19 protein-coding genes are annotated in these 26,607 nt (G+C 64.5%); 9 read left to right on the top strand and 10 right to left on the bottom strand.

What is annotated here, in order from left to right:
• Window positions 1-59: 59 nt before the first annotated feature.
• Window positions 60-2,522 carry a tetratricopeptide repeat protein gene (locus CSQ93_RS17400; protein WP_099379117.1) on the top strand — a complete coding sequence of 821 codons (2,463 nt, stop codon included), beginning with the start codon at window positions 60-62 and terminating at the stop codon, window positions 2,520-2,522.
• Here the strand turns inward: CSQ93_RS17400 and CSQ93_RS17395 are convergent.
• The 4 genes from CSQ93_RS17395 to CSQ93_RS17380 all read right to left on the bottom strand — a co-directional run bounded on the left by CSQ93_RS17395 (window position 2,519) and on the right by CSQ93_RS17380 (window position 5,192).
• Window positions 2,519-3,166: an FABP family protein gene (locus CSQ93_RS17395; protein WP_099379116.1), complete on the bottom strand. Its 648-nt coding sequence runs from the start codon at window positions 3,164-3,166 to the stop codon at window positions 2,519-2,521. The genes CSQ93_RS17400 and CSQ93_RS17395 overlap by 4 nt on opposite strands.
• A gap of 78 nt (window positions 3,167-3,244) precedes the next feature.
• Complete coding sequence (locus CSQ93_RS17390; protein WP_099379115.1) at window positions 3,245-3,769, bottom strand: hypothetical protein; 525 nt, start codon at window positions 3,767-3,769, stop codon at window positions 3,245-3,247.
• A 2-nt stretch (window positions 3,770-3,771) separates the two neighbouring features.
• On the bottom strand, window positions 3,772-4,575 hold the full coding sequence (gene map / locus CSQ93_RS17385) for a type I methionyl aminopeptidase (RefSeq protein WP_099379114.1): 804 nt from the start codon (window positions 4,573-4,575) through the stop codon (window positions 3,772-3,774).
• A 17-nt stretch (window positions 4,576-4,592) separates the two neighbouring features.
• Window positions 4,593-5,192 (bottom strand): TetR/AcrR family transcriptional regulator, encoded by a 600-nt coding sequence (locus tag CSQ93_RS17380; protein ID WP_099379113.1) that lies wholly within the window; start codon window positions 5,190-5,192, stop codon window positions 4,593-4,595.
• Window positions 5,193-5,303: 111 nt separating this feature from the next.
• On the opposite strand from CSQ93_RS17380, the gene CSQ93_RS17375 reads away from it, so the two are divergent.
• The gene (locus tag CSQ93_RS17375) at window positions 5,304-6,818 is read left to right on the top strand and encodes an AMP nucleosidase (RefSeq protein ID WP_070221052.1); all 1,515 of its coding nucleotides are present in this window, start codon (window positions 5,304-5,306) and stop codon (window positions 6,816-6,818) included.
• Between the two features lie 7 nt (window positions 6,819-6,825).
• Here the strand turns inward: CSQ93_RS17375 and CSQ93_RS17370 are convergent, their stop codons facing one another.
• The 4 genes from CSQ93_RS17370 to CSQ93_RS17355 all read right to left on the bottom strand — a co-directional run bounded on the left by CSQ93_RS17370 (window position 6,826) and on the right by CSQ93_RS17355 (window position 10,647).
• Window positions 6,826-7,296: an RES family NAD+ phosphorylase gene (locus tag CSQ93_RS17370; protein WP_099379112.1), complete on the bottom strand. Its 471-nt coding sequence runs from the start codon at window positions 7,294-7,296 to the stop codon at window positions 6,826-6,828.
• Window positions 7,293-7,769, bottom strand: coding sequence for an antitoxin Xre-like helix-turn-helix domain-containing protein (locus CSQ93_RS17365; RefSeq protein ID WP_233516225.1), 477 nt, complete (start codon window positions 7,767-7,769; stop codon window positions 7,293-7,295). Before CSQ93_RS17365 ends, CSQ93_RS17370 begins: the two co-directional genes overlap by 4 nt.
• Window positions 7,770-7,903: 134 nt before the next feature.
• On the bottom strand, window positions 7,904-8,374 hold the full coding sequence (locus CSQ93_RS17360) for a cyanophycin metabolism-associated DUF1854 family protein (protein WP_099379111.1): 471 nt from the start codon (window positions 8,372-8,374) through the stop codon (window positions 7,904-7,906).
• Window positions 8,375-8,376: 2 nt separating this feature from the next.
• The gene (locus CSQ93_RS17355; RefSeq protein ID WP_099379110.1) at window positions 8,377-10,647 is read right to left on the bottom strand and encodes a cyanophycin metabolism-associated ABC transporter; all 2,271 of its coding nucleotides are present in this window, start codon (window positions 10,645-10,647) and stop codon (window positions 8,377-8,379) included.
• Between the two features lie 467 nt (window positions 10,648-11,114).
• On the opposite strand from CSQ93_RS17355, the gene CSQ93_RS17350 reads away from it, so the two are divergent.
• From CSQ93_RS17350 to CSQ93_RS17320, 7 genes are all read left to right on the top strand, one after another.
• Window positions 11,115-13,292 carry a cyanophycin synthetase gene (locus CSQ93_RS17350; protein ID WP_099379109.1) on the top strand — a complete coding sequence of 726 codons (2,178 nt, stop codon included), beginning with the start codon at window positions 11,115-11,117 and terminating at the stop codon, window positions 13,290-13,292.
• 70 nt (window positions 13,293-13,362) lie between these two features.
• Window positions 13,363-15,933, top strand: a complete 2,571-nt coding sequence (gene cphA, locus CSQ93_RS17345; RefSeq protein WP_099379108.1) for a cyanophycin synthetase — start codon at window positions 13,363-13,365, stop codon at window positions 15,931-15,933.
• Between the two features lie 172 nt (window positions 15,934-16,105).
• On the top strand, window positions 16,106-19,270 hold the full coding sequence (locus CSQ93_RS17340) for an EAL domain-containing protein (RefSeq protein WP_099379107.1): 3,165 nt from the start codon (window positions 16,106-16,108) through the stop codon (window positions 19,268-19,270).
• A gap of 227 nt (window positions 19,271-19,497) precedes the next feature.
• A complete protein-coding gene (locus tag CSQ93_RS17335; RefSeq protein WP_233516224.1) occupies window positions 19,498-22,170 on the top strand; it encodes a TonB-dependent receptor in 2,673 nt (890 codons plus the stop codon).
• 170 nt (window positions 22,171-22,340) lie between these two features.
• Window positions 22,341-22,625 (top strand): hypothetical protein, encoded by a 285-nt coding sequence (locus CSQ93_RS17330; RefSeq protein WP_158301275.1) that lies wholly within the window; start codon window positions 22,341-22,343, stop codon window positions 22,623-22,625.
• Window positions 22,626-22,669: 44 nt separating this feature from the next.
• Complete coding sequence (locus CSQ93_RS17325; protein ID WP_233516223.1) at window positions 22,670-23,557, top strand: MurR/RpiR family transcriptional regulator; 888 nt, start codon at window positions 22,670-22,672, stop codon at window positions 23,555-23,557.
• Between the two features lie 82 nt (window positions 23,558-23,639).
• Window positions 23,640-24,962 (top strand): aspartate aminotransferase family protein, encoded by a 1,323-nt coding sequence (locus CSQ93_RS17320; RefSeq protein ID WP_099379105.1) that lies wholly within the window; start codon window positions 23,640-23,642, stop codon window positions 24,960-24,962.
• On the opposite strand, the gene CSQ93_RS17315 is transcribed toward CSQ93_RS17320, so the two are convergent.
• Entirely contained in the window at window positions 24,959-25,222 is a 264-nt protein-coding gene (locus CSQ93_RS17315; protein ID WP_099379104.1) for a PAAR domain-containing protein, read from the bottom strand. The genes CSQ93_RS17320 and CSQ93_RS17315 overlap by 4 nt on opposite strands.
• 28 nt (window positions 25,223-25,250) lie before the next feature.
• Window positions 25,251-26,594: a hypothetical protein gene (locus CSQ93_RS17310; protein ID WP_233516222.1), complete on the bottom strand. Its 1,344-nt coding sequence runs from the start codon at window positions 26,592-26,594 to the stop codon at window positions 25,251-25,253.
• Window positions 26,595-26,607: the final 13 nt, after the last annotated feature.

Below are 26,607 nucleotides of genomic sequence, written 5' to 3'. Positions count from 1 at the left end.
GGTTTGTCATATGGGGATGCTAAAATTCAAACATCTTTCCAGAGAGCAAAAGGACGCGCATGAACCCCAGCACCGAAACGGCCACCGATACCCAAGGCAGCGAGGACATGCCCCAGGCATCAGCAACGACCGTGACGGCGCCTGCGCCCCTCAAGCTCGACAAGGAAGAGATACCCACGGTGCTGGGCAAGCTGCGCGCCCTGGTACAGGACAAGACGCGCTTCGAGCCGCACGACATCACGCCGCTGGGCGAGGAAGACGTGCTGCAGGATTTTTCCCTGCAGGCGAACTATGCGCTCGAGGCGCGCTTCGAGCAGCGCGTCATCAATGGCTATTTCACGCCGGCGGGCAATGACTGCCGCTGTGGCTCCCACGAGGTGGGAGCGCTCGCTCACGCGCAGGAAAAGGAAAGACTGCGCCGCGCGGCGGGCAAACTCGACAATGCCTTGCGCCAGGCAGGCCAGGCCTACAACGGCATCGAAGCGGGCGTCTACCTGCCGCACGCCGTCAAGTACTGGCACCTCGATACCTGCAGCAACTGCACCGGCAAAGGCCGCATCGGCTGCCACACCTGCCACGGTCTGACGACGGAAACATGCTGGAGCTGCCACGGCGGGCGCACCGTCAGCTGCGACGCGTATGGCTGCTACGGCAGCGGCAAGGTGTCGTGCTCGTATTGCAGCGGCAGCGGCACGGTCTCCGAGCAAGTCACCGACTACGTCACGGTGCAAGTACCCACTACCACTTACAGCAACGGCAGCTCGCACACCAGCTACCACAGCGAAACGCGCGCCCAGTACCGCACCGAATACCGCTCTTGCTACCATTGCAGCTACGGCAAGGTCAGTTGCAGCACCTGCCACGGTTCCGGCAGCATCAATTGCGGCACCTGCCGCGCCAGCGGCAAGGTGACGTGCCGCACCTGCAGCGGCGTGGGCGACTTGCGCTGCAACCCGTGCGACGGTTCCGGCAAGGTGGGCAAGGCGGCCTGGGTCGACGTGCACGTGACACCAGGCTACAGCGTCAGCCTGCCCAAGCAGGCGCCCGACGATGCGCGCCGTATCCGCGACAAGGAGAGCGTGCACTCACTGGCGGCCATTGCCAGCAGCCTGGCCCTGGCGAAAGTGAGCATTTACAATGAAGACCAGCCGCAGGAAGTCGACGCCCTGTATGCGGCCAAGCTGCGCATCGTGCGCCTGGACGCATCGTGCAACGCCGAAAAGCACCACCTGGTGGCGTATGGCACGGATCTGCGCTGGCTGACCCTGGACGACATCGTGGAAAAACTGCTGCGCGGCGACCTCAAGGCGCTCAGCGACGCGCTGGCCGGCAGCGCCGACGACGGCCTGTTCTCGGCCCATGTGCAGGGTTTGCTCACGCCGCTGCGCGACGTGGCCGCCTCGGAACTGAATGCGGACGTGATTGAATCGGTGCTCAGCGGAGTAACCGACCACGCGCACGTCGACGTCGTCTCCGCCGAGTATGCGCAAAATGTGCGCACCTGCGTGCTGGGCGCCTTGCGCCAGGTCTACACGCGGCTGGCCAAGCAATTCTGGTGGAAAAGCGCGCTGGCCGCCCTGGCCGCCGCCATCGCCACCTGGTTTTTCGCCGGACGCGGTGCCGCCGCCGTCGCCGGCTTGCTCGTCACGGGCGCCGGCTACTGGCTGTTCAACCGCAAGGTGAAAAACGTGCTGAGCGAAGCGCTGGGCGGCGAACAGCAGGCGGAACGGGCCATGGGCATCGCCGGCAAGGGCCGCCGCAACCAGCTGGCGCACGTGCTGATCCTCGCGCCCGCCAGCCTGGCCGTGCTGGCCGCCAGCTATGGCTTGCCCGTGCGCGTACGCCCGGCTGCTCCACCGCCGCAAACGGCCATGGCATCGGCGCCCGTCGCACCGCATGCGCCAGCCACCGTGCCGCAGGATGCCAGTAGCACCAAGGCCGTCAAGCTGTATGAAAATGGCGACAAGGTGCAGGCACTGGCCATGCTGGAAAGCCTGGTCGGCAAGGGTGACGCGGGCGCGTATGGTCTGTATGGCTGGATGCTGCTGATGGGCGAAGGCAAACCCGGCCCCATCACCGCGCCAACGGCGCAGCAGCGCGCAGCGCGCCAGCTGGCCGCCAAGCCGCTGATCGGCAAGGGCCTCGTGAAAAACGACAGTTATGCGCTGACAGCGAAAGGCGTGATGCTGGCCGAAGGCTGGCAAGAGCCGCGCAACATGGCGCGCGGACTCGACCTGCTGAAACAGGCCGCGAACAAGGGCAATGCGCAAGCCATGCACTTGTTGGGCCTGTACCACGTGCGCGGCTACCAGATCCCCGTCAACCACAAGGAAGCGCGCAAATGGTTCACCCTGGCCGCCGACAAGGGCAGCGCGGGCGACATCTACAACCTGGGCTTGATGGACTGGGAAGGTGCTGGATTAAAACGCCCCGACCGCGCCAGCGCCATGCAGCGCTGGAAGATCGCCGCCGCCATGGGCGAGGAACGCGCGATCAAGGCCGTCGCCCAGGGGCAACCTTAAGCAGCCGCCGCCAGCGCCTGCAAGGCCATCGGGTTCGGCGTCGGCTCGGCGACTTTTGTCAGCAGGTTACGGTCCGTGTGGTGGAATGGTTCGTCCTTGCCGCGGATCAGCATGACCGTGTCTTCGTCGTAGCCCCAGGTGCCATCGGCGTGGATATCGACCTTGATGCGATATTCGACGGTGGTGAACGCGTGTTCGAGGAAGGGGTTCGAGCAGATGCCGTAGGCCGTCGAATCGCGCTTGGCCACCAATTCGAAACTGGTGGCGTCCGCCGTCGTCATGCCGGACGCCATGGCGATCTGGCCGCGCGGGATGGCCAGGGTCTGGATCACGGCGCCCGTGGCCGGCTCCCACAGCCAGTAGCCGACCTGCTCATGATACGTCTTGACCTGATCCGGCTTGGTGATGTGGATGTAGTAGCGCAAGCCGTAGAACAGTTGCGGGCCGTTGGTAACGGGGTCGATCGGCTGCAGTTCGATGCGCTCGACAAACGCCTGCTTGCGCGGCCCGTCCGCTTTCGGCTTGACGTCCAGGCCGCGCGTGCCCGTCCAGATGCCGGCCATGCCGGTCAAGGGGCCCAGATTGTTCAGGGTATGCACGTCGGCGGACGGCTCGGTGTAGATATCTTCGGGAAAATCGCTCATGCGGAAGTCTTCAAAATGGGGCAACAGTGCTTGCCGACATTGTAAGACGCGCGCCTCCCGGCGGCAAAGCGCCAGCCGTCAGGGAAACTGCGTAGTGTGGCGCTCGATGAACAGCAGTGCCGCAGCGGCCAGCGCGGCACGCTGCGTTTCAAACACGGCTGCATCGCGCATTTGCAGCAGGTTGGCGGCCACCTCGGGCAGACCCAATGCACCGGCGATGATCGCCGCCACCGCGTCGATATTCACGTAGAGGGCGCTGTCGAAGCCTTCCCAGTCCACATAAGCCAGCCACTCGGCCAGCGTGAGCACGCATGCCACTTCCGGCGCCAGGGCCGCGATACGTTCGGCGCGCAGCACGCTGTCGCTGCGGATGCCTTCCTGCTGCAGCACGGCCAGCGCCACGTGTTGCAGCGCGTCTTCCGGATCGCGCCCGTATTTGTTCAGCAGGCGCTGCGTCAGCGTGTAGCGTTCGGCGTCGATGCCGCGCAGGGCGGCCGCCACGTCGTCGTCATGCAGCGCCAGGTGGCGCGCCGCGCAAGCGACATCCACGCCGGTTTTCGCGGCGACGATATCGATGAGCTGCTGCCGGCGCGCGTCATCCATGCTTACACCAGCGGCTCGGTCGAACCGGTCAGGGTGAAGATTTCAAAGCCCGTTTCCGTCACGGCCAGCGAGTGCTCGAACTGCGCCGACAGCGAACGGTCTTTCGTCACCGTCGTCCATTTGTCGGGCAAGACCTTGACCTGGTAGCTGCCCACGTTGAGCATCGGCTCGATGGTAAAAATCATGCCCGGTTCGAGCACGATGCCCGTGCCGGCGCGGCCATAGTGCAGCACTTGCGGCGTGTCGTGGAAGACCTGGCCCACGCCATGGCCGCAGAAGTCGCGCACGGAGGAAAAGCCCTGCGCCTTGGCCACCGCTTCGATGGCGGCGCCCACGTCGCCCAAAGTCGCCCCCGGACGCACGGTGTGGATGCCTGCCATCATGGCGTCATACGCCGTGTTGACGAGGCGGTTGGCCAGGATGGAGACAGCGCCCACCTTGAAGGTGCGGCTGGTGTCGCCGAACCAGCCCTGGAACTTCGGCGTCACGTCGATGTTGAGGATATCGCCCACTTTCAGTATCTTGGTCTCGGACGGGATGCCGTGCGTGACCACGTGATTGACGGAGATACAGCTGGCGTGCTTGTAACCGTGATAATCGATGGTGCCCGGAATGGCGCCGGCGGCGCGCATGAATTCTTCACACAGGGCGTCGAGCTTGGCCGTCGAGACGCCCGGTTTCACGAAAGGCGCAATGTAGTCGAGCGTGTCGGCGGCGATGCGGCCGGCCGCGCGCATGCCGATGAAACCGTCTTCGTCGTGCAGGGGGATTTTCTTGCCGTGTTCAAGCTGAGTGGAATAGCGCATGGGGATTCTTTTCTTTGTTAGTGTGATGTGGTGTGGGCGGCCCAGCCGCGCACGGCGTCGTGCGAGGCGCGCAGCATGGCGTCGACGCTGGCCGGTATCGGCCGCTCCTGGGTCAGGTAAGGCTTGACGACGGCCACGGGGGCGTCGATCAGGACGAATTTGAGCAGCATGTGGTCGAGGTCCAGCTCCGTGGTGGCGGGCATGGCTTCGGCGCAGCGGACAAAACAGGCGTCGAGCGCGGCCTGCTCTTCTTCGACGGCGGCCAGCAATTCCTCGCTGAGGCCACTGCTGAAATCGGGGCTGTCCGCGCATTGCAGCAGGAAGCGTGCATACACGGGCTTGCGCCGGCACCAGTCCAGCAAGCCGTGCACGCCGGCCCAGGTGTCGCCACCAAGCCAGCGGCTGGCCACTTCCTCGCGGAAGTCGCTCTTCACGCGCAGCCAGGCGCGCGCCAGGATGGCGTTGCGCGAATCGAAGCGGTGATACACGGAACCGATGGGCGCACCGGCCTTGACGGCGATGGCGGCCATCGAGACGGCACCCACGCCACACTGGGCGGCGACGGCGATCGCGCTGTCGATAAAGTTGTTTTCGTTGAATTTAGCTAGTCTGACCATTCAAATAGAATACAGATTCTATTTGAATCCGTCAAGCGGCCCCAGATGCGCCGACAAGAGTTGCCCCGCTGCCTTACAATGGTATGCACGAACCGCCAAAGGAGAATCCGCTTGCTTACGCCCCCCTTCATCGCCTCCTCCCGCTTCGACGATCCACGCCTGGCGCTGGAACAAGTACAAGCCATTTACCGCAGCAGCATCGAACACTTGCGCGATGCGCTGCAGCGCTTTGTCGCCGGCGAAGACATGCACGAGCGCGTGCGCGCCTGCTACCCCTTCGTGCGCATCCAGACCGACACCGTGGCGCGCGCCGACTCGCCGCTGGCCTATGGTTTTGTCGCCGGCCCCGGCGTGTTTGAAACCACCTTGACGCGCCCCGACCTGTTCGGCGACTATTACCTCGATCAATTCACCCTGCTGCTGAAAAACCATAACAGCGGCCAGAAGGTGCACCTGGAAGTGGGCGTCAGCGCCCAGCCCATTCCCGTGCATTTCTCGTTCGCCGAGCATGACCATATCGAAGGCAATATGGATGCGGGCCGCCGCCTGGCCATGCGCGACCTGTTCGACCTGCCCGACCTGTCGGCCATGGACGACGGCATCGCCAACGGCACGCACGAACCGGCGCACGGCGAAGCGCAGCCGCTGTCGCTGTTCACGGGCCCGCGCGTCGATTACTCGCTGCAGCGCCTGCGCCACTACAGCGGCACGTCGCCGCAGCACTTCCAGAACTTCGTGCTGTTCACCAATTACCAGTTCTACATCGACGAATTCATCCGCCTGGGCCACGCCATGATGGACCGCGCGCCCGATGCGGCCGCGCCCTCGGACGACGATGGCTACGTCGCCTTTGTCGAACCGGGCAACGTGGTCACGCGCCGGGTCGGCCAGACGGTCGAGAGCGAGGATGCGCTGGGCGCCGCGCCGCCGCGCCTGCCGCAGATGCCCGCCTACCATTTGCTGCGCGCGGATGGCAGCGGCATCACCATGGTCAATATCGGCGTCGGTCCCGCCAACGCGAAAACCATCACCGACCATATCGCCGTGCTGCGTCCGCATGCCTGGCTGATGCTCGGTCATTGCGCCGGCTTGCGCACCACGCAAAGCCTGGGCGACTACGTGCTGGCGCATGCGTATGTGCGCGAAGACCACGTGCTCGACGAAGACTTGCCGCTGTGGGTGCCGATCCCGCCGCTGGCGGAAATCCAGCAGGCGCTGCAAACGGCCGTGGCGGAAATCACCCAGTTGACGGGACATGATCTGAAACACATCATGCGCACGGGGACCGTGGCCAGCACCGACAACCGCAACTGGGAACTGCTGCCGCAGCGTACGCCGGAGCGCCGCTTCAGCCAGAGCCGCGCCATCGCGCTGGACATGGAAAGCGCGACGATCGCCGCCAACGGCTTCCGTTTCCGCGTCCCCTACGGCACCCTGCTGTGCGTCAGCGACAAGCCGCTGCACGGCGAAATCAAGCTGCCCGGCATGGCCAACCACTTCTACCGCGAACGGGTCGACCAGCATCTGCGCATCGGCATCCGCGCCGTGGAATTGCTGCGCCGCCAGGGCGTGGACCGGCTGCACAGCCGAAAATTGCGCAGCTTTGCGGAAGTGGCGTTTCAGTAAGCGAGCGTCAGGGGAAAAACCGGGGATCGTAGCTCCACCGCCGGACGGTGCTGGCAGTGACCGCCGCGGCATCGGCATGGCGGGGGTTGAGCAGGACATTGTATTCGTCGGGCACGATCACGGAAGGCACCAGCAGCAAGGCGGATTTTCCCGCTGCAATCCAACCATCGCCAGCCCGCTTGCCCGACAGGCCGGCCGGTATGGCGTCCCAGCCGCTGGGAAATGGATCGAGGACCTGGCGCGCATTCCACACGACATCGGGAATGGCGATACGCACCAGGTAACGGTTGAATGGCAAGGCCCCACCCCGCAGGTAATGCACGGTTTCCAGGGTGGCCAGGGCGATACTCGTCGAGCAATACACGACGGGCGCGCCCTTGCTGTTCCAGCGGCCACCCGTGATCCTGGCGCCGGTGCCGCTCAGGTCACTGGCGGCATAAGCTGGCGTCTCGACGGCAATACGCCAGAGCACATTCATGCATAAGCCCCGCTCTGCGTCATGGACAGCAATTCCGCCACCAATTTTTGCCCCTCGAAGGTATCCATATAACTGGCCGGCGTGGCACCCGCCAGCGCAGGCAGCGGTTTGCTCAGCCAATCGGAAACCCAGCGCGCCGCGTCAAAACCGGCGGGATCGCCCGATTGTTCGACCATCGCCTGCACCATGCCAATCAGGGTTTCAATCCCCAGCACGCGCTCCGATTCATCCTTCGACAGCAAGCTGGCGTCTTTTTCCTTGCGGCTGATGGTGGCGCGCGACAGCCCCAGGCTGGACAACAGGAATTCCTTGCTCATGCCCATGCGCGCGGACAGGCGGCTGATCGTCGAGGCTGGAATGCCCCGCCGTATCAGCGCAATGCGCGCATCAGTATCAAAGCCGTACAGCGCCATGCCTTCGTACAGCGTCCTCGCTTGCTGAGCCGGGACAGGAGCATCAATGTGTCGTTCCATAGCCACCTCCTTTCAGACGGCAGTATAGCTCAAATGAGGCAACAAGCAAGGGGAGCACAAGGCCAAAAAAAATGCCGCCCAGCGCAAGCTGAACGGCATGGACGGCGGCACAGCACCGCATTCCAGGGTGTTCCTTACAGGAAGCGGTCAAGGATCTTCCGCGTCGTCTTGTCGATATTGAACATGTCGCGGATCAAAAAGTGAATGCCGTGGTTATCGGCGATCAAGAGCGACGCGGCGCCGATGCGGCGGATGTCTTCCTCGCCCTTCAGCACGAATTGCGTCTCGCCCCGGTCCGTGTCGACATGCCAGGTGCATGGCGTGGCGAAGCTGGAAACGCTTTTCACGCGCGCGATCTCGGGCATGAATTCGCGCCCTTCCAGCTCTTCCTGCAGCAGGCTGCGCGCCGGCTCCGGCAAGGCGTCGATATGGTCGATCCACGCCACTTCCTTGCCATTGCCCAGCACCAGCGAAATGCCTTCGTCCGGCGACTGGATGGGAAAGGCGCGCACGGGCGCCACGCCTTCAAAGACCTGGCCGTCCGCGTCCGTCATCACCAGCTTGCCGAAGGTGTCGCGGCTTAATGTAAAAGTTGTACTGGCCATGCTTATTCCTTGTCATCCAGGGCGAGTTCGTTGTTGCGCGCCTGTGCTTCGTAGAGGCGGAAATAGGCGCCCTCTTTCGCCATCAGTTCATCGTGACTGCCCACTTCGACGACCTGGCCGCGGTCCAGCACCACCAGGCGGTCGGCGCGGTGCAGGGTCGACAGCCTGTGCGCGATGGCGATCGTCGTGCGGCCCTGCACCAGGTTGTCCAGCGCCTTCTGGATTTCTTTTTCCGTTTCCGAGTCGACCGACGATGTCGCTTCATCCATGATCAGGATGCGCGGGTCGATCAAGAGCGCGCGGGCAATCGAGATGCGCTGGCGTTCGCCACCCGACAAGCCCTGGCCACGCTCGCCCACCATCGAATCGTAGCCTTGCGGCAGGCGCAGGATGAATTCGTGGGCATGCGCGGCGCGCGCAGCGGCGATGATGTCCTGGCGCGTCGCGTGCGGCTTGCCGTAGGCGATATTTTCCGCGATGGTGCCGAAGAACAGGAATGGCTCCTGCAGCACCAGGCCGATATTGCGGCGGTAGTCGGACACGGCGAACGAACGGATGTCGACGCCGTCGAGCAGGATCGCGCCTTCCGACACGTCATAGAAACGGCAGATCAGATTGACCAGGGTACTCTTGCCCGAACCGCTGTGGCCCACCAGGCCGATCATTTCGCCCGCCTTGATGTTCAGGGTGATGCCGCGGTTGACGGCGCGGTTGCCATAGCGGAAGCCGACTTCGCGCAGGTCGATGCGTCCTTCGATCTTGTCCAGCTTCACCGGTTGCGCCGGTTCCGGCACGCTCGACACGTGGTCGAGGATGTCGAAGATGCGCTTGGCGGCCGATGCCGATTTCTGCGTCACGGAGACGATGCGGCTCATCGAGTCGAGGCGGCCATAGAAACGCGTGCTGTAGGCGATGAAGGCGGTCAGCACGCCGACGGTGATTTCGCCGCGCGACAGCTGCCAGATGCCGAAGCACCAGATGACCAGCAAGCCCATCTCCGTCAGGAAGGAGACGGTGGGCGAGAACAGCGACCAGACCTTGTTCAATTTGTCGTTGACGGCAAGGTTGTGCGCGTTGGCGTCGCGGAAGCGGGCCGCTTCGCGTTTTTCCTGCGCAAACGCCTTCACCACGCGGATGCCGGGAATCGTATCGGCCAACACGTTGGTCACTTCGCTCCACACGCGGTCGATCTTTTCAAAGCCCGTGCGCAAGCGATCGCGCACCAGGTGGATCATCCAGGCGATGAAGGGCAGCGGCGCCAAGGTCATGATGGCCAGCCACGGGTTCATCGACCACAGGATCACGCCCGTCATGATGATCATCAGCACGTCGGAAGCGAAATCGAGCAAATGCAGCGAGAGGAAGACGCAGATGCGGTCGCTGCCGCTGCCGATGCGCGCCATCAGGTCGCCCGTGCGCTTGCCGCCGAAAAATTCCAGCGACAACTTCATCAGATGTTCATACGTCGCCGAGCGCAAGTCGGCGCCCATGCGTTCGGATACCAGGGCCAGCACATACGTCTTGCCCCAGCCCAGCAGCCAGGCCAGCAGGGCCGAACCGAGCAAGCCGCTCATGTAGTACACCACCAGCCATGGGTCGATGTGCTTGCCGTTCTGATACGGGATCAGCACATTGTCCATCAGCGGCGCCGTCAGGTAGGGCGGAATCATGTGCGCGGCGGTGCTCAGCAGCATCAGCATGAAGCCCAGGGCCAGCTGGCCGCGGTAAGGGTGGGCGAAGCGCCACAGGCGGAACAGGGTCCACGTCGATGGCGGCGTGTGCAGCACCTTGGCGCAGATCGGGCACTCTTCCTGCTCCGGCGCCAAAGGCGCCTTGCAGCTTGGACACACTTCCTGCTCCGCTTCCAGCACGGGCTGGCCCGTCAGGTGACTGTCGAGGCGCTCGACGAACTGTTCCAGCACGCGGATCGCATGCAGATTCTGGCCCAGGGTAAAACGCCACGAGGCCAGGCGGCCGTGGTCGTCGAACAGTTCCAGGTGGCCGACGCCGGCGTGGTCGTGGTGCGTCAGGCGCAATCCGTGGCGGAAAGACCAGCTTTTCCAGGCCGTGTCGCCCGGCGAACGGGCCAGTAAACGCTTCTCGGTGACAACTATTATGCCTTTTGTGAAACGTAATCGCGCATCGAGGTCAACCTCAACGCTACTTAAAACGTTCTCCCCTGGAGAAAGGTTGCTCTCCACTTCCGCCAGCCAGTGTTCAGGCAGCGATGTGAGGGGAATAGTTGTTGCAGGAACACTCAGTTCAGTTGTCATCGTAAAGCATACTCCGGCTCGAGGCCAAGCCCTTCAGGGCGGGATTTGGGGGATGGGGCAGACGCCCGATCAATGTTTGTGTACTGCGCGATGGCGAGGTGGATGCACCAGTGGCAATTTCCTGTATTGTATCGAATGGATGCCTGCCGGTAAGGAATGATGACAAAACGGCGCAAAAAAATGGGCGACCGTCGTACCGGAGCAAGTATACAACAGCCCGCTGTTGCACAAATGCTCCAGCTTTAAGCAGAGTCGGTATCTTTATAGCAAGTATGGCAACAATTAGTAACAATTAGAATGACAACACCAGCAGAATACGAGAAGCAAACGCGACAAGAGGCCGCTAAAAGTGGCACACTGCGCATACCCGGGATAAAGAACCAAGCACGAGCCTGAAAAGACTCTGTAGAGCCAACATAAAGTATCTGGCGCCCAGACGCCTGGCTTGTTATCAAGAAACCACTTACATGATCAAGAAGAAGAACATCGAATTTGCCCGCGTCACCCACTTGCGCGGCCCCAACATCTGGACTTATCGCCCGGTGATTGAAGCCTGGGTCGACATCGGCGAACTGGAAGACTATCCATCGAATACCCTGCCCGGCCTGTACGAGCGCCTGGTGGCGTGGCTGCCCGGCATGATCGAGCACCGCTGCGGCGTGGGCGAACGGGGCGGCTTTTTCGAGCGCCTGCGCGAAGGCACGTGGTCGGCCCACATCCTCGAACACGTGGTGCTGGAGCTGCAAAACCTGGCCGGCATGCGCACGGGCTTCGGCCAGACGCGCTCGACCAGCCAGCGCGGCGTCTACAAGATGGCTTTCCGCACGCGTGAAGAGCACGTGGGCCGCGCCGCCCTGGCCGCCGCGCGCACACTGCTGATGGCCGCCATCAACGATGAAGCCTATGACCTGGAAGCGGCCCTGGCGCCCCTGCGCGACATGGTCGATTCGCGCTGCCTGGGCCCGAGCACGGCCAGCATCGTCGATGCGGCCACAGAACGCCGCATCCCTTCGCTGCGCCTGAACGACGGCAATCTGGTGCAACTAGGCCACGGCGCCGCCCAGCGCCGCATATGGACGGCCGAAACGGACCGCACCAGCGCGATCGCCGAAGGCATCGCCAGCGACAAGGATCTGACCAAATTCCTGCTCAAATCGTGCGGCGTGCGCGTACCCGAGGGCAGCCTGGTGCGCAGCGCCGAAGCGGCCTGGGAAGAAGCGCAGGACATCGGCGTGCCCGTCGTCGTCAAGCCGTATGACGGCAATCATGGCCGCGGCGTGTCGCTGAACCTGATGACGGAAGCGGACGTGAAGGCCGCCTACGAACTGGCCGCACGCAAGGGCGACAGCTCGGCCGTGCTGGTGGAAAGCTTCATCACGGGCGACGAACACCGCCTGCTCGTCGTCGGCAACAAGCTGATCGCGGCCGCCAAGGGCGAATCCTTGTGGGTCGACGGCGATGGCGTCTCGACCGTGCTGGAACTGGTCAACACGCAGATCAATACCGATCCGCGCCGCGGCGAAGGCGAAGACTTCCCGCTAGGCACCGTCAAGCCGCACGAATCGGGCGAAATCGTGCTGGAACTGCAGCGCCAGGGCATGACCGCCCTGTCCGTGCCGCAGGCGGGCCAGAAAGTGCTGATCCAGCCGAACGGCAACGTGGCCATCGACGTCACGGACGACGTGCATCCGTCCGTCGTGCATGCGGCCTTGCTGGCCGCGCGCGTGGTCGGCCTGGATATCGCCGGCATCGACCTGGTCACCACCGACATCACGCGTCCGCTGGAAGAACAGCGCGGCGCCATCATCGAAGTCAATGCCAGCCCCGGCCTGCTGGCGCACATCAAGCCGGGCGTGGGCCAGAGCCGCCCTGTCGGCGCGGCCATCGTCGACCACCTGTTCGCTGCCGAGGAAACGGGCCGCATTCCGCTGATCGGCGTGACGGGCACGCGCGGCGCCAGCCTGATCGTGCGCATGCTGTGCAAACTGCTCAACCTGTCGGGCCTGCACACGGGCGCCGTCTGCAGCGAAGGCATGTACCTGGACCAGCGCCGCGTCGTCAGCAGCGATTGCGTGAACTGGGACGCGGGCCAGCGCCTGCTGCTCAACCGCACCGTGCAGACGGCCCTGTTCGAGAGCAATCCGCGCATGATCCTGGCCGAAGGCCTGGCCTACGACAAGTGCCAGATCGGCATCGTCACGGACATGGGCAGCCTCGATAGCGTCAAGGATTTCGACGTGCTCGACGAAGCGGGCCTGTACAAGGCCGTGCGCAGCCAGGTTGACGTGGTGGTGCCAACGGGCGTGGCCGTGCTCAACGCCGCCAACGCGCACGTGCTGGAACTGGCCGAACTGTGCGACGGCACGGTGACCCTGTATGCGCAGGACGGCGGCTTGCCAGCCATCGCGGCGCAACTGGCCGCCGGCCAGCGCGCCGTATTCGTGCGCGGCAACCACATCGTGCTGGCCGAAGGCGGCATCGAAACGGTCTTGCTGTGCCTGGACCTGCTGAAACCAGCCACGGCCGGCAATGTCGACAGCGTGCTGGCCGTCGCGGCCGCCGCCTGGGCCCTGAACCTGCCCGTCGACCTGATTTGCGCTGGCTTGCGCACGTTCGACGCCGCACCCGGCTGCATCGGCAACTAAGGCAAAGCAGCACTCAAGCCCGGCCAGGACGGCCGGGCCCACAAGAACACAACAGGATTACGGTTTAATTATGGAAGTATCTCGCGTACGGGCCTTGCGGGGCCCTAACCTCTGGAGCCACGACACCGCCGTGGAAGCCATTGTTTCCTGCACCACGCAGGAACTCGACATCGCCCAGCTGCCCGGCTTCGAAGCCCGCCTGCGCGCGCGCTTTCCGCAACTGAGCCCGCTGCAACCACTGGGCAACTACAACGCCGCGCCGATGGCGCAGGTGCTGGAACTGGCGGCGCTGGGCCTGCAGGCGCAAGCCGGCTGCCCCGTCACCTTCAGCCGCACCACGCCGACCCTGGAAACGGGTATCTTCCAGGTCGTCGTCGAATACTCGGAAGAAGCCGTCGGCCGCCTGGCCCTGGAACTGGCGCAGCAGCTGTGCCGTGCGGCGCTCGACGATGCGCCGTTCGACCTGGCCGGCGCCCTGCACCAGTTGCAGGAACTCGATGAAGACGTGCGTCTGGGCCCATCGACGGGCGCCATCGTCAACGCCGCCGTGGCGCGCAACATTCCGTTCCGCCGCCTGACCGAGGGCAGCCTGGTGACATTCGGTTGGGGCAGCAAGCAGCGCAAGATCCAGGCCGCCGAAATGGACGGCACCAGCGCGATTGCCGAAGCCATCGCGCAAGACAAGGAACTGACCAAGAAGCTGCTCGATTCGGCCGGCGTGCCGGTGCCGCACGGCCGTGTCGCCGTCGATGCGGACGACGCCTGGGCCGCCGCCTGCGAAATCGGCCTGCCCGTCGTCGTGAAACCAAAAGATGGCAACCAGGGCAAGGGCGTCACCGTCAATGTCACCACGCGCGAACAGCTGACGGCCGGCTTCCTCGCGGCGCAGGAATTCCGCGACGATATCCTCGTCGAACGCTACCTGCCTGGCCACGATTTCCGCTTGCTCGTCATCGGCAACAAGATGGTGGCAGCGGCCCGCCGCGACCCGCCGCAAGTGGTGGGCGACGGCCAGCACACGGTGCGCGAACTGGTCGACCAGGTCAACCTGGACCCGCGCCGCGGCAGCGGCCACGCCACCTCGCTGACGAAAATCCGCTTCGACGACATCGCCCTGGCCAGCCTGGCCAAGCAGGGCTATGTGGCCGAATCCGTGCCTCCCGTGGGCCAGCGCGTGATCTTGCGCAATAACGCCAACCTGTCGACGGGCGGCTCGGCCACCGACGTCACCGTCGACGTGCACCCGGAAGTGGCGGCGCGCGCCGTTGCGGCCGCGCACATGGTGGGCCTGGACATCTGCGGCGTGGACGTCGTCTCCGAAAGCATTCTGAAACCGCTGGAAGAGCAGAACGCCGGCATCGTGGAAGTGAACGCCGCGCCGGGCCTGCGCATGCATTTGGCGCCGTCGTTCGGCAAGCCGCGTCCCGTGGGCGAAGCCATCATCGCCGCCATGTTCGCCGAAGGCGACGATGGCCGCATCCCCGTCGTCGCCGTCACGGGCACCAACGGCAAGACCACCACCGTGCGCCTGATCGCCCACCTGCTGACGGCTTCCGGCCTGCGCACGGGCATGACCAACACGGATGGCGTGTATATCGAAGGGCGCCAGATCGACAGCGGCGACTGCAGCGGCCCGCGCAGCGCGCGCAACGTGCTGCTGCACCCGGACGTGGACGCGGCCGTGTTCGAAACGGCGCGCGGCGGCATGCTGCGCGAAGGCCTGGCCTTCGACCGCTGCCAGGTCGCCGTGGTGACGAATATCGGCGCCGGCGACCACCTGGGCCTGAATTACATCACCACCGTGGAAGACCTCGCGGTATTGAAACGCGTGATCGTGCAGAACGTGGCCGACAGCGGCGTGGCCGTGCTGAACGCCACCGACCCCGCCGTGGCCCGCATGGCCAAGAATTGCAGCGGCACGGTGACCTTCTTCGCCGCCGACAAGACGCATCCCGTGATGGCCACGCACCGCGCGCAGGGCAACCGCGTCGTGTACGTGGAAGACGGCAAGCTGGTCGCGGCGCAGGGCAAGGAACGCCACGAAATCGCCCTGTCGCAGGTGCCGATCACGCGCAACGGCGCCATCGGCTTCCAGGTCGACAACGTCATGGCCTCCTTGGCCGCCGCCTGGGCCGTGGGCCTGGACTGGAAAACCATCGCGCTGGGCCTGAAAACCTTTGCCAATGAAGCCGACAATGCGCCGGGCCGCTTCAACGTCTTCGACTACAAGGGCGCCACCCTGATCGCCGACTACGGCCACAATCCGGACGCCATCCTGGCGCTGGTGCAGGCCGTCGAAAGCATGCCAGCCAAGCGCCGCTCGGTGGTCATCAGCGGCGCCGGCGACCGCCGCGACGAAGACATCCGCCAGCAGACGGAAATCCTCGGCGCCGCCTTCGACGACGTGCTGCTGTACCAGGATCAATGCCAGCGCGGCCGCGCCGACGGCGAAGTGGTGGCCTTGCTGCGCCAGGGCTTGAACGGCGCCAAGCGCACCACGCATATCGATGAAATCAACGGCGAATTCGTCGCCATCGACAAGGCCCTGGCGCGCCTCGGTCAAGGCGACCTGTGCCTGATCCTGATCGACCAGGTGGAAGAAGCGCTGGCGCACATCGCCAAGCGCGTCGCCGAAGCCTAAGCGCTGCATCACTGCGCACAAGGGCGGCCTGCGGGCCGCCCTTTTTATTGGCGCCCGCCACCTCCCTGCGCGCACCCGCATGGTGCAAAAGCCCCCTTGCAAGCTTGTAAATTCAGGCATGAAAATTGCTCATAAGAAAACATAAATGGGCTGACGAGAAGGTGGGGCACGCATGCTGGGCAGAATCTCGCGCATGATCGGAAAATTGACGGTGGGGCGCAAACTGGCGCTGATCTATTTGCTCGACCTGTCCGCCGTCATCTTCATTTCCGGCATCCTCATCAACGAAAAATACCTGGCCATCGATTTCTCGCGCAAGGAGATGGCGGGCAATGACTACATCGCCGCGATCCGCGATGCCCTTCTGCCCCTGGCGCGCAGCACGGCGCAAGCGGGCGCGCAGGCCGCGGCCGTGGAGCAGGCTGAAAGCCGCTTCGGCAGCGGCATGCGCAGCGCCGAACTGAATGCGCAATTTGCCGCCCTGCTGCGCCAGGCCGGCAGTACTCCCGCCCCAGCCGACGACGGCATCGCGCCCTCGCCCGCCTTTGTTGCAGGACGCGCACTGCTCACCCGCGTGGGCAACCAGTCGAACCTGATCCTCGACCCGGACCTCGACAGCTACTACACGATGTCGCTGGTGATCCTGCGCTTTCCCGAGCTGCTGGAAGTGATCAACAGCACGCGCGCCCTGGCCCTGCAACTGGCCACGGCCGAAGGCGCGCAGCGCCAGCGCCTGCAGACCCAGTTCCTGATCCTGGAGGGCCGCATGGACGCCACCATGGGCGGCATCGGCAGCGACTACACGGAGGCGTTCGCGGCCAGCACGCCGCTGCTGCGCCAGCACCTGGATGGTTCGCGCGCGGTCCTGCAGCAGGCCGTGGCGCGCTTACGCGCCAGTACCCAGGCGCTGGCCGGCGCGCAAGTCACCCCCGCCGGCACGCAGGCACTGCGGCGGCACGACGACGTGGCGCTCGCCGCCCTACGCCTGGCATGGCGCGACACGGCGAATGAATTGCACCGGCTGATCCAGCTGCGCGTGGACGGCTTTTTTACGCGTATGTGGCTGCACCTGGGTACGGCCGTGCTGCTGCTGGTGATGATACTGGGCCTGGTGTTTTTCGTCGCACGTCAGATCGCCCTGCCCATCCGCCGCCTCGCGCGCGTGGCGCAGGAAGTGCGCGAAACGGGCGACCATAGCCTGCGCGCCGTCTGGGACAGCGAAGATGAAACGGGACGCCTGGTGCGCGCCTTCAATACCATGCTGCAGCAGCTCGACTTCCAGCGCATGGCGCAACAGGAACTGGTGGCGCGCGCCAGCGCGGCCGATGCGCAGCGCCAGCTGGTCGACGCCATTCCCATCCCGCTGATGGTCACCTCGATCCCGCACCACGAGGTGCTGCACGCGAACCAGGCTGCGCACGCGTGGCAGGGCGGCCTGGAACTGGACCCGTGGGTGGGCGGCATGAGTCCGCAAGCCCGTTCACGCTTCTTCCAGCGCTTGAGCGACCTGGGCGCCGTCGATGAATTCGAAGTGTGCTGGAGCGGCGGCACGCCCACCTGGGCCCTGATTTCCGCGCGCCTGATCGACTACCAGGGCCAGCGCGCCGTGCTGTCGACCTTCACGCCGATCAACAAGATGAAGCTGATGGAGTCGCGCCTGGAACTGTGGGCCAAGGTCTTCGAGGCCTCGGCCGAAAGCCTGATCGTGATGGACGCCGGCATGCGCATCATCACCGTCAACCAGGCCTTCCGCCGCCATTCGCTGTACGACATGGTGGAGCTGATCGGCAAGCGCCCGGCCTTTTTGCTCGCGCCAGACAACAGTCCCGAGCAGCTCGACAGCCTGCGCCGGACCCTGGCGCGGCGCGGCTACTGGCAGGGCGAGATCCGGGTGCAGCGCAAGTCGCTGGAAAGCTATCCCGCCTGGCTGGTGATGAACGCCGTGCGCGGCCTCGATGGCGTCACCACGCATTTCATCGCCAGCTCGCTCGACATCAGCGAACGCAAGGCCAGCGAGCGGCAGATCGAGCACATGGCCCACCACGACGCGCTGACGGGACTGGCGAACCGCCACGTCTCGAAACTGCGCCTGGCCGCCGCCATCGCGCAGGCGCGCCGCAGTGGCGAAAAGGTGGGCGTGCTGTTCGTCGACCTGGACCGCTTCAAGCACGTCAACGACGCACTGGGCCACCATGTGGGCGACGCGCTGCTGCAATCGGTCTCAAAGCGCCTGCTGCAGCTGGTGCGCGAAGGCGACACCGTCAGCCGCCTGGGCGGCGATGAATTCGTCGTCATCCTCAACGGCGTCGGCAACGCCGCAGCCATCGCCGCCCTGCTCGACACGCGGCTGATACCGGCCATGCGCGAGCCGCACCAGGTGGAAGGCAACGCGCTGTATGTCTCGTGCAGCGTGGGCGTGGCCGTCTACCCGGACCACGGCGACGACATGGATACCCTGATGCGCCACGCCGATGCGGCCATGTACCAGGCCAAGAGCGGCGGACGCGATCACGCGCGCATGTTCACGCCGCAGATGCAGGAACAGCAGTTGCAGCAGCTGCACCTGGAAAGCGATCTGCGCCACGCCATCGAGCGGCAGGAACTGGTGCTGTACTACCAGCCGCGCATCGATGCGAAAAGCAGCTGCCTGAATGGCGTGGAAAGCCTGATCCGCTGGCAGCATCCGCAGCACGGCCTGATCGCGCCCGACAGCTTCATTCCCGCCGCCGAGGAATCGGGCCTGATCGTCTCCATCGGTGCGTGGGTCATCCGCGAAGCGTGCCGCCAGCAGCTGGCCTGGCGCGAGGCGGGCGCGGGCGACATCGCCGTGTCGATCAACCTGTCGGCCATCCAGCTGAAAAACGGCGGCCTGGTGGCGACCTTGCGCGAAGTGCTGCGCGAATTTCCCGTCACGCCGGAACAGATCGAATTCGAACTGACCGAATCGATCCTGATGGACAACGTGGACGACACCATCGCCACCCTGCACGCCATCAAGGCGCTGGGTTTTGCGCTGTCGATCGACGATTTCGGCACCGGCTATTCGAGCCTGAACTACCTGTGCCGCTTCCCGCTCGACAAGCTGAAAATCGACATGAGCTTCGTGCAGGACATCCACGGTTCGCCGCAGAATCTGGCGGTGACGAAAACCATCATCGGCCTTGGCCATACGCTGGGCTTGACGGTCACCGCCGAAGGCGTGGAAAGCGCGGCCGATGCCGACGTGCTGCGCCAAGCCGGCTGCGATGAATTGCAGGGCTTTTACTTTGCCCGCCCCATGCCGCAGGCGCACTTCATGGACTGGCTGGCGCAAAGCGCCGCGCCCTGCGCCGCCTGACACTTTCTGTGGAGCGCCCGCAACGCGCACGCGCCAAGTTCGGCAATGCGCGCCGCGCCGCCAGGGCGCATGAATGCAGCAGGGATACCGGAATCGGTATTGACATCGCAAAAGAAGTCATTTGTGGGGCAAAGTCATTCCCACCTACCATGTTTCTGAGCAGGTTCCAGCTCTGGCGGCGACTGCCGCAGCGTTCTCAACATAACTAAAATACAGGTGGAGACAAGATGAAGCAATTGATGGCAACGGGCACCCGCACGTCCGCACAAAACACGCGCTTGACCTTGAAGGCAACGGTGGCCGCGCTGGCCAGCGCCGGCTTGCTGAGCAGCGCTTCCGTATGGGCGCAACAGGCGCCCGTCGTGGACACGCCAGCGGAAGAAACGGCACAGGCTGCAGTAGCGGCACCGGCGGCGACCGACAATGCCGGCATCGCCGTCGTCGCCGTCACGGGCGTGCGCAGGGCCGCACAGAGCGCGCAGACGATCAAGAAAAACAACGACCAGGTGGTCGACTCCATCGTCGCCGATGAAATCGGCAAATTCCCCGACAAGAACGTGGCCGAAATCCTCGGCCGCGTGACGGGCGTGCAGATCCGCCGCGAGGGCGGCGAGGCTGGCACCGTCATCATCCGCGGCTTGCCCGGCGTGGTGACCCTGCTCAACGGCCGGGAAATGTTCACCTCCGTGGGCCGCAGCCTGTATCTGGCCGACATTCCGACAGCCATGCTGCAGCGCGTGGACGTGTACAAATCGCAGGGCGCCGACATGGTCGAAGGCGGCACGGCCGGCGTGATCGACGTGCGCACCAACCGACCGTTCGACTTCAAGGGCTTCACGGCATCGGGCAATGTGCGCGCCGAACACCGCGACAAGTCCGGCTCGACGGACCCGAACGTCGGCGGCATGGTCTCGAACCGCTGGAAGACCCAATACGGCGAATTCGGCGCCCTGCTCGGCCTGTCCTACCAGCGCGGCAGATACTATGACGAGACGATCTGGAACGCCGAACCCGTCAAGCGCCCCGACGCGGGCAACATCACGGGCCCCGATTCCGTCGGCATGATCCCCACCGTGGGCGACCGCAAGCGCTACGCGGCCAACGCCGCCTTCCAGTGGCGTCCGAACTCGCAGGTGGAAGTGTATGCGGAAGGCATGTCGACCCTGATCAAGCACGCGTTCGACAGCCAGTTCTTCGTCGGTTCGCTGCCCTGGGGCCAGAACCCGGACATCACCCTGATCCCCGGCACCAGCCAGGCGGCCACGGTGGGCAAGATCGACGGCCCCTGGTCGCCGTTCACGCTGGGCTCGACCCAGGCGCGGCGCGACCGCTCGATCGGTTCGCAAGGCGCCATCGGCGCGCGCTGGGACATCACGCCGCAGCTGCGCGCCACGACGGAACTGGCGCGCACGGTCAGCAACTTCGAGCGCGAATTCCCCATCCTCGACTTCCTCGCCCATCCGACCAGCGTGATCGGCAGCACGAACGTCAACGGCGGCGCGCAGATCAGCTACCCCGGCTACAACATGACGGACCCGAAGAACTACACCCTGCTCGGTTTCTACGACAATCACAACCACGACGAAGGCAGCTCGACCGACTGGCGCGGCGACGTTACCTACGACATGGACAGCACGGGCTTCTTCCGCGAATTCTCGGGCGGCGTGCGCCTGGCCAAGCGCAAGGCCGAATCGGTCCGCGAAAAAAATGGCCAGGGCGGGCTGACGTCGATCATGACTGCGGACGCGATTCCCGGCCTGGCATGCACCTCGCACGACAACACGGGCAACTTCGGCCTGCAAAGCTGGCTCACGCCGTGCCGCGACTTCATGCTCAACAACACGGCCGCGCTGCGCCAGCTGTTTACGGGTAGCAGCGAACGCAGTCCCGACGATCCGATGACCCACTTCAAGGATGTGGAAAAAACCAATGCCGTCTACGGCAAGGCGCGCATCGGCTTTGACCTGGCGCAGGTACCGGTCGATGGCACCCTGGGCGTGCGCGTGGTGCAGACCAAGCAGGACTTGCAAGGCAATTCCGCGCAAAACGGCATCATCACGCCCGTGCGCGTGAAGACCTCGGATACGGACGTGCTGCCCAGCATGACCCTGAAAGCCATGCTGCGCCAGGACCTGGTCGCCCGCCTGACGGCCGGCAAGGCCGTGCAACGCCCGAACTTCGCCGATTTCAACCCCGGCGTGAGCCTGGGCCAGAGCCTGGAAATGGTGCGCCCGACGGGCAGCGGCGGCAACCCCGACCTCAAACCCGTGGAAGGCAAGAACCTCGACGTGGCGCTGGAATGGTATTTCGCGCAGACGGGTTCCGTCACGGCCACCGTGTTCCGCCACAATTTCAAGAATTACATCCTGTCCGGTTCCGCCAAGGAAACATATGGCGGCATCGAGTACGACATCACGCGTCCGCGCAACACCTCGAAGGGCCATCTGCAAGGCCTGGAAATGGCTTATCAGCAGTTCTACGACAAGCTGCCCGGCTGGATGAGCGGCCTGGGCCTGCAAGCGAACGCCACCTACATGACGGGCGAGCTGGCAGAACTCGATGGCGGCGTACATCCATTCACGGGCATGTCGAAATGGTCGGCCAACATCGTCGGCCTGTACGAACAGGGACCGTGGTCGGCGCGCCTGGCCTACAGCTGGCGCGACAAGTACGTCGACGACTACAACTACCGCGGCAAGGGCATCCACCTGACCGTGGCGCCCACGAAAACCCTGGACGCGTCGGTGTCGTACAAGCTCAATCCGAACACCACGGTGACCCTGGACGCCAACAATCTGCTCGACTCGACCTACCGCGACTATCACGACACGCCGGACTATGTGCGCGATGTGCGGCGCTATGACAAGGTTGTCGGTTTGTCCCTCCGCTGGAGTTACTAGCCAGTCCCCCACCCTTTCTTCCTGCGAGGGTTTTCAGCGCCAGCCGGCAACGGTTGGCGTTTTTTTTGCCTTGTGGAATCTATCCGACACAGGAATTGATTTAACGCAAAGTGGTGGCGCCGGGGTGCTTTTATGCTGGCGGTCTGACCATCGAACCCGGCGGGGACAGCATGCGCGATGCACGGCACGTCGACACACAGCTATTTCAACCCGACATCCCGGTGCGGCTCGACATGCGCACGGCGGCGCTGGTCGAGCATGCGCTGGCCTTGCAGGAAATGGCCGGCACGGGCGCCGCCGCCCTGTTTTTGCATTGCCACGACGTGCCGCTGCCCACCGCCCTGCGCGTGCTGACGACGGGACCGCGCCGCCAGCCGGCCGGGCCGCACCTGTTTGCCCGCCTGCGTCCGCGCACGGCCGCCCTGGCGCAAGGCGCGCCGCTACCGGCGCGCTGACGAATCCTGTACCATCGCCGCAACCTATTCAATGAGGCACGGCGATGCAGGCAGCGACACCCCACGATTCCTATGCGGCACTGATGGACCTGATCAAGGCGCGCCATGCGGCACTGAGCCCGCAATTCCAGGCCGGCGCGCGCTACCTGGCCGACCACCCTGACGAAGTGGCCGTGTCGTCGATGCGCAGCATCGCCGCGCGCGCGCAAGTGCAATCGGCCGCCCTCGTGCGCCTGGCGCAGCAACTGGGCTTTGCCGGCTGGCCGGAACTCAAAGCCATCTTCGTCGAACGCCTGCGCGTCGGGCCGGCCGGGTATGCTGAAAAAGCCGGCGCGCTGGCTGGCAAGGAAGGCAATCTGGTCACCGAAGTCTTCACGGCGCAGCAGCGCAACCTGGCCGCCACGGAAAGCGCCAACCACGCCGCTCTGGATGCGGCCGCCGGCCTGCTGCAGGCGGCGCCCCGCGTGCACGTGGCCGGCTTTCGCGCCGCCCACCCGATCGCCTACACCCTGCACTATCTGTACCGCTTGCTGCGCCCCAGCGTGCAGCTGCTGAGCGGCCAGGGCGGCACGCTGGAAATGGATTTGCGCGCCCTGCAGGCGGACGAAGCCGTCGTCGTCATCAGTTTCGCGCCGTATTCCAGCGAAGCGCTGCTGGTGGCGCAGGCGGCGCGCCAGGCCGGCTGCCAGGTGGTCGCCATCAGCGACAGCGCCATGTCGCCGCTGGCCCTGCAGGCTGACGCCAGCATCGTCATCGCCGTCGACAGCCCGTCGTTCTTCCCCTCCATCGTGGCCGGCGTCGCGGCCGTGGAGAGCCTGGTGGAATTGCTGGTGGCGCGCGCGGGGCCGGACGGCGTACACGCCATCGGTGCGGCGGAAAGCCAGCTGCGGACGCTGGGCGCCTACGCAAAAACATCAAATGATGTAAATTAAAACGAATATACATCAAACGTTGCATTGCGGCGCGGCGCCTCCTATAATCGGCCATCTACCTTGCCGATAAGAAAGCGATGCCATGAGCCATGTCTTCCACCGCAGCCTGACCGCCAGCTATCCTGTCGCCACGGGCGGCGATGGCCCTTACCTGATCGATGCGGATGGCAAGCGCTACCTGGACGCCTGCGGCGGCGCGGCCGTCTCCTGCCTCGGTCATTCCGATGCGGCCGTGATTGCCGCCGTACAGCGGCAGATCGCCAGCATGGCCTACGCGCACAGCGCGTTTTTTACCAGCGAGCCGATGGAGCAACTGGCCGATTTCCTCGTCGCCCGCGCGCCTGCCGGCATCGACAGCGTGTATTTCGTCTCGGGTGGCTCGGAAGCCGTGGAAAGCGCGCTCAAGATGGCGCGCCAGTACTTCGTCGAACGGGGCCAGCCGCAGCGCCGCCACGTCATCGCGCGCCGCCAGAGCTATCACGGCAACACCCTGGGTGCGCTGGCCACGGGCGGCAATGCCTGGCGCCGGCAGCAGTTCGAGCCGCTGCTCATTGGCGTGACCCATGTCTCTCCCTGCTACGCCTGGCGCGACCAGTCAGCCTATGAAACGGACGGCGACTACGTGGCGCGCCTGGGCCAGGAGCTGGAAGACCATATCGCCGCACTGGGTGCGGACAACGTCATGGCCTTCATTGCCGAACCCGTCGTCGGCGCCACGGCCGGCGCCCTGCCCGCCGTGGCCGGCTATTTTGCGCGCATGCGCGACATCTGCCAGCGCCACGGCATCCTGCTGATCCTCGATGAAGTCATGTGCGGCATGGGGCGCACGGGCAGCCTGTTCGCCTGCGAGCAGGAAGGCGTCACGGCCGACCTGATCTGCATCGCCAAGGGCCTGGGCGCCGGCTACCAGCCCATCGGCGCCGTCATGGTATCGAAGGATATCCGCGACACCGTCCGTGCCGGCACGGGCTTCTTCCAGCACGGCCACACGTATATCGGCCACGCCACGGCCTGCGCCGCCGCTCTGGCAGTGCAGCGGCAGATCGAGGAACGCGATTTACTGGCCAACGTGCGCGCCATGGGCGGCTTGCTGCAAGAGAGGCTGCACCAGCGTTTCGACAGCCATGCGCACGTGGGCGACATCCGCGGCCGCGGCCTGTTCCTGGGCCTGGAACTGGTACAGGACCGCGATACCAAGCAGCCGTTCGACCCGGCCCGCCGCCTGCACGCGCGCATCAAGGCGCACGCCATGCAAAACGGACTGATGTGCTACCCCATGGGCGGCACCATCGACGGCCTGCACGGCGACCACATCCTGCTGGCGCCGCCCTACATCATAGCCGCCAACCACGTCGATGAAATCGTCGACAAGCTGGGCGCGGCCATCGACGCTTGCGTCGTCTAGCCCCGCCCGCTGTTGCCCACGGTGGACATCAGGCTGGCGCCGCAGCTGGTCTTGTGACCGTCAAAGGCCACGGGCACGCCATCGATCAGCACCTGCGGATCACCCTCGGCGATCACGCAGCGCACATGGCCCTTGATCGGGCACACGCAAGGGTCGCCCTTGCGCGCCACGGCCACGCCCAGTACCGTACTGTTCGGCGCCGCGCCCACCACCTTGCCACCATGGCTGGTGGGGTCGTTCAAGCGGATCACGCCGCGCATGGTTTTCTCCCTGGATAAGTAAGGCGCTTCATTGCGAAAACCCCTGGTAATACTCGCGCGCATCGTGGCGCAAGCCCCACCAGGGCAGATACGCATGGTTGCCGCTGCGCGCACGGAACCATGGCTTGCCGGGCTGGATCGGCCGCACCACGGCCGGCGGCGCCACCACCAGCGCCACGGGGGCAAGCAGGTCGCTGGTACCGGCCACCAGCACGGGTTTGCCGAAGTGATGCGCGTAGGCGATGCCCAGCGCCACGTTCGTCAGGGCCGTGCCCGCACCCGTCTCGCCCAGCACGGCGGTCAGATTGAAGCTTTGCTTGAGGATATCGAATTCCGGCAATTGCACGGTGAGCGTCTGCGCCAGCGCACCGAGCCGTGCGGACGAATCCTGGTGCACATTGCCCGCGTCGTGGATCAGATAGCCGATCTCGCTATCGCGCCTGTTCGCCTTCGCTGCGGCCTCTTCGATGGCCGCCGTCCACGCCTGCACCAGGCGCGGCGGTTCACCCTTTTTGACTTCAAAATTCGCCACAGCCTTGCTGTTTGGATAACCTAGCCACGCCAGCGGCGCCCGCTCCGTCTTGTAGTCGGGGCCGGCCAGCACCAGCAGCACCAGGTTTTCGTTGATCTGCCGGTCCAGTGGCCGGCTGGGCGCATCCCAGTTCATGACCCAGACGGTTTCCTTGGGGTGAGTTTGCAGATAGTCGAGCGCGGCGGCCAAAGAAGTAAAACCGGCGTTGGGGCCGCCCATGGTGATGCGGACGTCGGGTGGGGTGGAACGGGTCCAGAGGGTGGGAGAGTGGATGTTGCCGATGCTAAAAATATCGGCAACATATTCCCGAACGAAATTGGCTGCTTCCACAGGGTCGAGCTTGCCTTCAGGTAGCGCATACTCAATGTGAATGCCTGCAAGCTCGCGCCAACGGGACTTGTTTTTAGTCGAGTGGACATTGTAGAAATACTCTGGATCGGAGTAATACACCCCATGAAAACGATCAAACATATCTTCGATATATTTATGGTGGTAGCCGCGGAACGTTTCAGAACCATTATTTCCAACCGCAATAGACGCAATGCTTTGCAGTTTGGAGTATTTTTCAGGCTTTTCCCTGACCATCTCGTCGCTTGGATTCGGCTGCACCAGCCCCAAAGTCCATAGCAATTGCCATTGCGTCGGATAGTCCTTCCGCTGTAGTGGATTAAGCCATTGCAAGCCAACTACTTGAGCCATGTAAGGCCGCTTATTAACCTCAGGTACAGTGCTAACGGTACTGCTCAAGTTAGCAGGCGACGAACGCAAATGTGAACAAGCGGCCAGCAGGAATACGACCAGAAATCCGAGGGACACATAAAGAAAAATAGTTTTGAACATGCTCAATGCTCCA

It is taken from the genome of Janthinobacterium sp. BJB426, assembly GCF_002735705.1.
In the GTDB taxonomy this organism is placed as follows: domain Bacteria; phylum Pseudomonadota; class Gammaproteobacteria; order Burkholderiales; family Burkholderiaceae_D; genus Janthinobacterium.
Note: the sequence above shows the minus strand (reverse complement) of the source record. Positions and strands in the feature narration are given on the sequence as shown.